Source organism: Rhizobacter sp., from assembly GCF_031412075.1.
In the GTDB taxonomy this organism is placed as follows: domain Bacteria; phylum Pseudomonadota; class Gammaproteobacteria; order Burkholderiales; family Burkholderiaceae_C; genus Rhizobacter.
Genome location: NZ_JANOCG010000092.1, coordinates 1 through 4,406, shown reverse-complemented (window position 1 = coordinate 4,406; position 4,406 = coordinate 1). Strand labels below are relative to the sequence as shown.

The 4,406-nt window shown below is 66.0% G+C and carries 4 protein-coding genes and 1 pseudogene; 4 read left to right on the top strand and 1 reads right to left on the bottom strand.

The window, feature by feature from the left end:
- Positions 1 to 196 (bottom strand): annotated as a pseudogene (locus tag RMO40_RS03545) (hypothetical protein); the annotation flags it as partial.
- A gap of 169 nt (positions 197 to 365) precedes the next feature.
- On the opposite strand from RMO40_RS03545, the gene RMO40_RS03540 reads away from it, so the two are divergent.
- The 4 genes from RMO40_RS03540 to RMO40_RS03525 all read left to right on the top strand — a co-directional run.
- Positions 366 to 1,052 (top strand): FCD domain-containing protein, encoded by a 687-nt coding sequence (locus RMO40_RS03540; protein WP_309716405.1) that lies wholly within the window; start codon positions 366 to 368, stop codon positions 1,050 to 1,052.
- Positions 1,045 to 2,349 carry a malonyl-CoA decarboxylase domain-containing protein gene (locus RMO40_RS03535; protein ID WP_309716402.1) on the top strand — a complete coding sequence of 435 codons (1,305 nt, stop codon included), beginning with the start codon at positions 1,045 to 1,047 and terminating at the stop codon, positions 2,347 to 2,349. Before RMO40_RS03540 ends, RMO40_RS03535 begins: the two co-directional genes overlap by 8 nt.
- Positions 2,350 to 2,381: 32 nt before the next feature.
- A complete protein-coding gene (locus RMO40_RS03530; RefSeq protein WP_309716400.1) occupies positions 2,382 to 3,368 on the top strand; it encodes a tripartite tricarboxylate transporter substrate-binding protein in 987 nt (328 codons plus the stop codon).
- 19 nt (positions 3,369 to 3,387) lie between these two features.
- Positions 3,388 to 4,406: AMP-binding protein (locus RMO40_RS03525; RefSeq protein ID WP_309716397.1), on the top strand; the 1,019-nt coding region annotated here is incomplete at its 3' end.

Genomic DNA, 4,406 nt, shown 5'->3' with positions numbered 1-4,406 from the left:
TGTCGAGCAGCACGAGGTCAGGTTTGTCCTGGCGAACCCGCGCCACACCTTCAGCGCCGGTGCCAGCACGCAGCAAGGTCACGCTGGGAAGCGTGGCCGCCAGCTGAGCCTGGACCAGCAGGAAATTCAGATCCTGGTCTTCGACGTAGAGCACGCTTCCGTGCACCTCCGAACCAGCCACTCGGGCAGCGTCCATGGGACTTGCCTTTCGTTTGTTGCGCTGCACCAAGCATAGGACTGGGCGCGCCCTTCACACAAGGAACTGACACACGGATCAGGGTCTTCAGCAGGCTTGTAATTATGAATTACTACCTCTAGAGTTTAGGCAATTGCCGCGCTTTTGCCACCTTTATTCAGAGAGCTCCATGGCCGACATCACCCCGCTGCGCCCGGCCTCTCTGCATGAAGAGGTGGCATCCCGGCTGCGCCACATGGTGTTCGAGCGCCAGCTGGTGCCCGGGCAGTGGATCGACGAGCTGGCGCTGGCCCACGAGTGGCAGATCAGCCGCACGCCGCTGCGTGAAGCGCTCAAGGTGCTGGCCAGCGAAGGCCTGGTGCAGCTGGTGCCGCGCCAGGGCTGCCGCGTGACGGAGATGTCGGAAGACGACGCCGACGCGCTGTTTCCGGTGATGGCCCTGCTCGAAGGCCGCTGCGCCTTTGAGGCGGTGCGCAAGGCCACGCCCGAGGGCATTGCCACCTTGCGCCGCTTGCACGACACGCTGGAAACGCATGCCGCCGCGCGCGACATCGACGGCTACTACCGCGCCAACCACGAGTTCCACAGCACGGTGCAAGCATTGGCCGACAACCGCTGGCTCGACCGCGCCACCAACGATTTGCGCAAGTTCTTGCGCCTGTTGCGCGGGCGGCAGCTCAACTGGCCGGGCCGCATCGAAGACTCGATCAACGAACACCGCGTGCTCCTGGCGGCCATCGAGCAGCGTGATGCGGCACGCGCCGAGCGGCTGATGCACGACCACCTCATGGCGCAGCTGACCGCCCTGAAGGCCTTGCGCGCCCATGAACAGAGCACGGGGCAACAACATGCTTGACGGATTGAAGTCCGCTGCCCGCCGCGCCGGCGACGACCGCGCCCTGCGCAGCCTGCTACTCGACTGCAGGCGGCTCTTGTCCGAGCGTGGTGAAGCCAACAGCGTGGCCATCGCCCGCCAGCTGGTCGCACGTTTCAGCGCCTTGCCCGACGACCAGCAAGGCGGCTTTTTCGACCGCCTCTCACGCGAGTTCAGCCCCGACCCGCAGGCGGTGCTGTCGGTGGCGCAGGCTTATGCGCAAGAGCCTTCGGCCGACAACCTGATCCGCCTCACCCACCTGGCCGAGCCGCCGCGGCAAGAGCTGCTGCGGCGCATCAACCGCACCCCGGGCGGCACCGCGCAGATCGTCGCCATGCGACGCAAGCTGCTGGCGCGCGTGGGGGCGCAGCCCGAGCTGCGTGCGCTCGAAAATGATTTTCTGCACCTGCTCTCGTCGTGGTTCAACCCCGGCTTCTTGCAGATGCAGCAGGTCGACTGGCGCTCACCGGCGCACCTGCTGGAGCAGATCATTCGCCACGAGGCGGTGCACGAGATCGACGGCTGGGACGACCTGCGCCGCCGCCTGCAGCCCGACCGCCGCTGCTTCGCCTTTTTCCACCCACAGCTGCCTGACGAGCCGCTGATCTTCGTGGAGGTGGCGCTCTTGCCCGAGATGCCGGCCACCATCGCGCCGCTGATCGACAAACACGCCCAGCCCACGCTCACACCGAGCCAGTACAAGCTCGCGGCCTTCTATTCCATCAGCAACTGCCAGCCGGGGCTGCGCGGTGTGTCGCTCGGCAACTTCCTGATCAAGCGCGTGGCCGAGCAGCTGAAGCGCGAGCTGCCACAGCTCAAGCGCTTTTGCACGCTCTCGCCCATCCCCGGGTTTGCCAAGTGGCTGCAAGCACCGCCGGTGCTGCCCGACCACTTGCGCAAGGGGGTGGTCGAGCGCGTCACCGAAGCGCGTGCCTGCCTTGTGGCCGCAACGCAGGGTGACCTGAACACCCTCGCCAACGCGGCCACGCTGCAATCGCTGCGCGAGCCCGAACGAGACGCGCTGAGCCGCCTGTGCGCCGCTTACCTGGTTCACCACAGCACCACCGCGCAGGGTGACCCGGTGGCGCGCTTTCACCTCGACAACGGCGCACGGCTCGAACGCCTCAACCCCTTGGGCGATTTGTCCCGCAAGGGGCTCAAACAGTCGTTCGGCCTGATGGTCAATTACCTCTACGACCTCGACAAGGTCGAAACCAGCCACGAACAGTTCGTCCATGGCGAAGTGGCGCATTCACGCGCCGTTTCTGGCCTCATCTAACCCAGCTCATCTCACAAAAGCAGGAGACACCCATGACCGTTTCACACCGCCGCGCGTTCACCCTGGCCGCCCTCGGCACCCTCGCCGCAATCGCCAGCCCCTGGGCCAGCGCGCAATCGGCCTGGCCGGCCCGGCCGGTGACCATCGTCGTGCCGTTTCCCGCCGGCGGCGGCACCGACGCCTTCGCCCGCCCGCTCACCGCCGTGCTGAGCAAGAACACCGGCAAACAATTCATCATCGACAACAAGGGCGGCGCCGGTGGGACCGTGGGCGCCACCGTGGCCTCGAAGGCCGCGCCCGATGGCTACACCTTCTTCATGGGCGCGGTGCACCACGCCATCGCCCCGTCGATGTACCCCAAGCTCGACTACAACATCGAGACCGACTTCATCCCCGTGGGCCTCATCTCCAGCGTGCCGCAGGTGATCGTGGTCAACCCGAAGAAGGTGCCGGTGACCGACTTGAAGGGCCTGCTCGAATTCGTGCGCAAGAACCCCGGCCGGCTCAACTACGGTTCGGCCGGCAACGGCACCTCGCACCACCTGGCCGGTGAGCTCTTCAAGCTGCAGACCAAGACCTTCATCACCCACATTCCCTACCGGGGCGCCGGCCCGTCGCTGCAAGACCTGATCGCGGGCCAGGTCGACATGATGTTCGACGGCCTCGGCTCGTCGGCCACGCACATCAAGAGCGGGCGCATCACGGCGCTGGCGGTGGCTGCCGAAAAGCGCGCCCCCGGCTTCCCCGACGTGCCCACCAGCGTGGAGGGTGGCGTGCCCACCTACCAGGTGGCCACCTGGTACGGGCTGTGGGCGCCCAAGGGCACACCGAAAGAGCTGGTCGACGCCATGCGCGCCGAGCTCGTCAAGGCCCTGGGCTCCGACGAGTTGCGCAAAACCTGGAACACCCTCGGCACCGACACCCCCAATCTGTATGGCGATGCCTTCGGCAAATTTGTCAACAGTGAAGTCAAACGCTGGGCCGATGTGGTGAAGCACTCCGGCGCCAAACTCGAGTGAGCCGGCCATTGGTGTACCGATGAACCACAACCTCTTTGCCGCATTACGCGGCAACTTCCCGCAGGACCGCAACCGCGTGGCCATCGAGACCACCGATGCAGTGCCGCATTACTACACCTGGCACGACATCGACCGCGCCACGGCGATGCTGGCCAACCTGCTCGAGTCACTCGACCTGCCCGCAGGCAGCCGCGTGGCGGTGCAGACCGAGAAGTCGGTCGAAGCGCTGATGCTCTACCTGGCCGTGCTGCGCGCCGGGTATGTGTACCTGCCGCTCAACACCGCCTACCAGGCGGCCGAGATCGAATACTTCATCGGCAACGCCGAGCCGGCGGTGGTGGTGTGTTCGGGCAAGAACTTCGGCTGGGTCAGCCCGATCGCGTTCAAGGCCGGTACCACCCACGTGTTCACGCTCAACGAAGACCGCAGCGGCAGCCTGCTGGAGCGTGCCGCACACCACAGCGACAAGCACACGCCCACGCTGTGCGAGCGCGACGACCTTGCCTGCATCCTCTACACCAGCGGCACCACCGGGCGCAGCAAGGGCGCGATGCTGACCCACGGCAACATCCTGAGCAACGCGCTCACCCTGAAGGCGTACTGGGGTTGGCGCGGCGGCGATGTGCTGATCCACGCCTTGCCGCTGTTCCACGTGCACGGCCTCTTCGTGGCCGCACAATCGGCGCTCATCAGCGGCAGCAAGATGATCTGGCTGTCGAGGTTCGACCCCAAGACAGTGGTGGCCAACTTGCCGCGCGCCACGGTGTTCATGGGTGTGCCCACACTTTACGTGCGCATGCTGGCCGAGCCGGGCCTCACACGCGAGGCTTGCAAAAGCATGCGGCTCTTCCTGGCCGGCTCGGCGCCCTTGCTCATCGAGACCTTCAACGACTGGCACGAGCGCACCGGCCACACCATCGTCGAACGTTACGGCATGAGCGAAACCGTCATCCTCACCTCCAACCCCTACCGCACAGAAGACGGCGAGCGGCGTGGCGGCACCGTCGGTTTCGCGCTGCCCGGCGTGGGCCTGCGGGT

Coding starts and splice junctions, on each gene's coding strand:
- RMO40_RS03540 (WP_309716405.1), top strand. CDS start 366: ATGGCCGACATCACCCCGCTGCGCCCGGCCTCTCTGCATGAAGAGGTG.
- RMO40_RS03535 (WP_309716402.1), top strand. CDS start 1,045: ATGCTTGACGGATTGAAGTCCGCTGCCCGCCGCGCCGGCGACGACCGC.
- RMO40_RS03530 (WP_309716400.1), top strand. CDS start 2,382: ATGACCGTTTCACACCGCCGCGCGTTCACCCTGGCCGCCCTCGGCACC.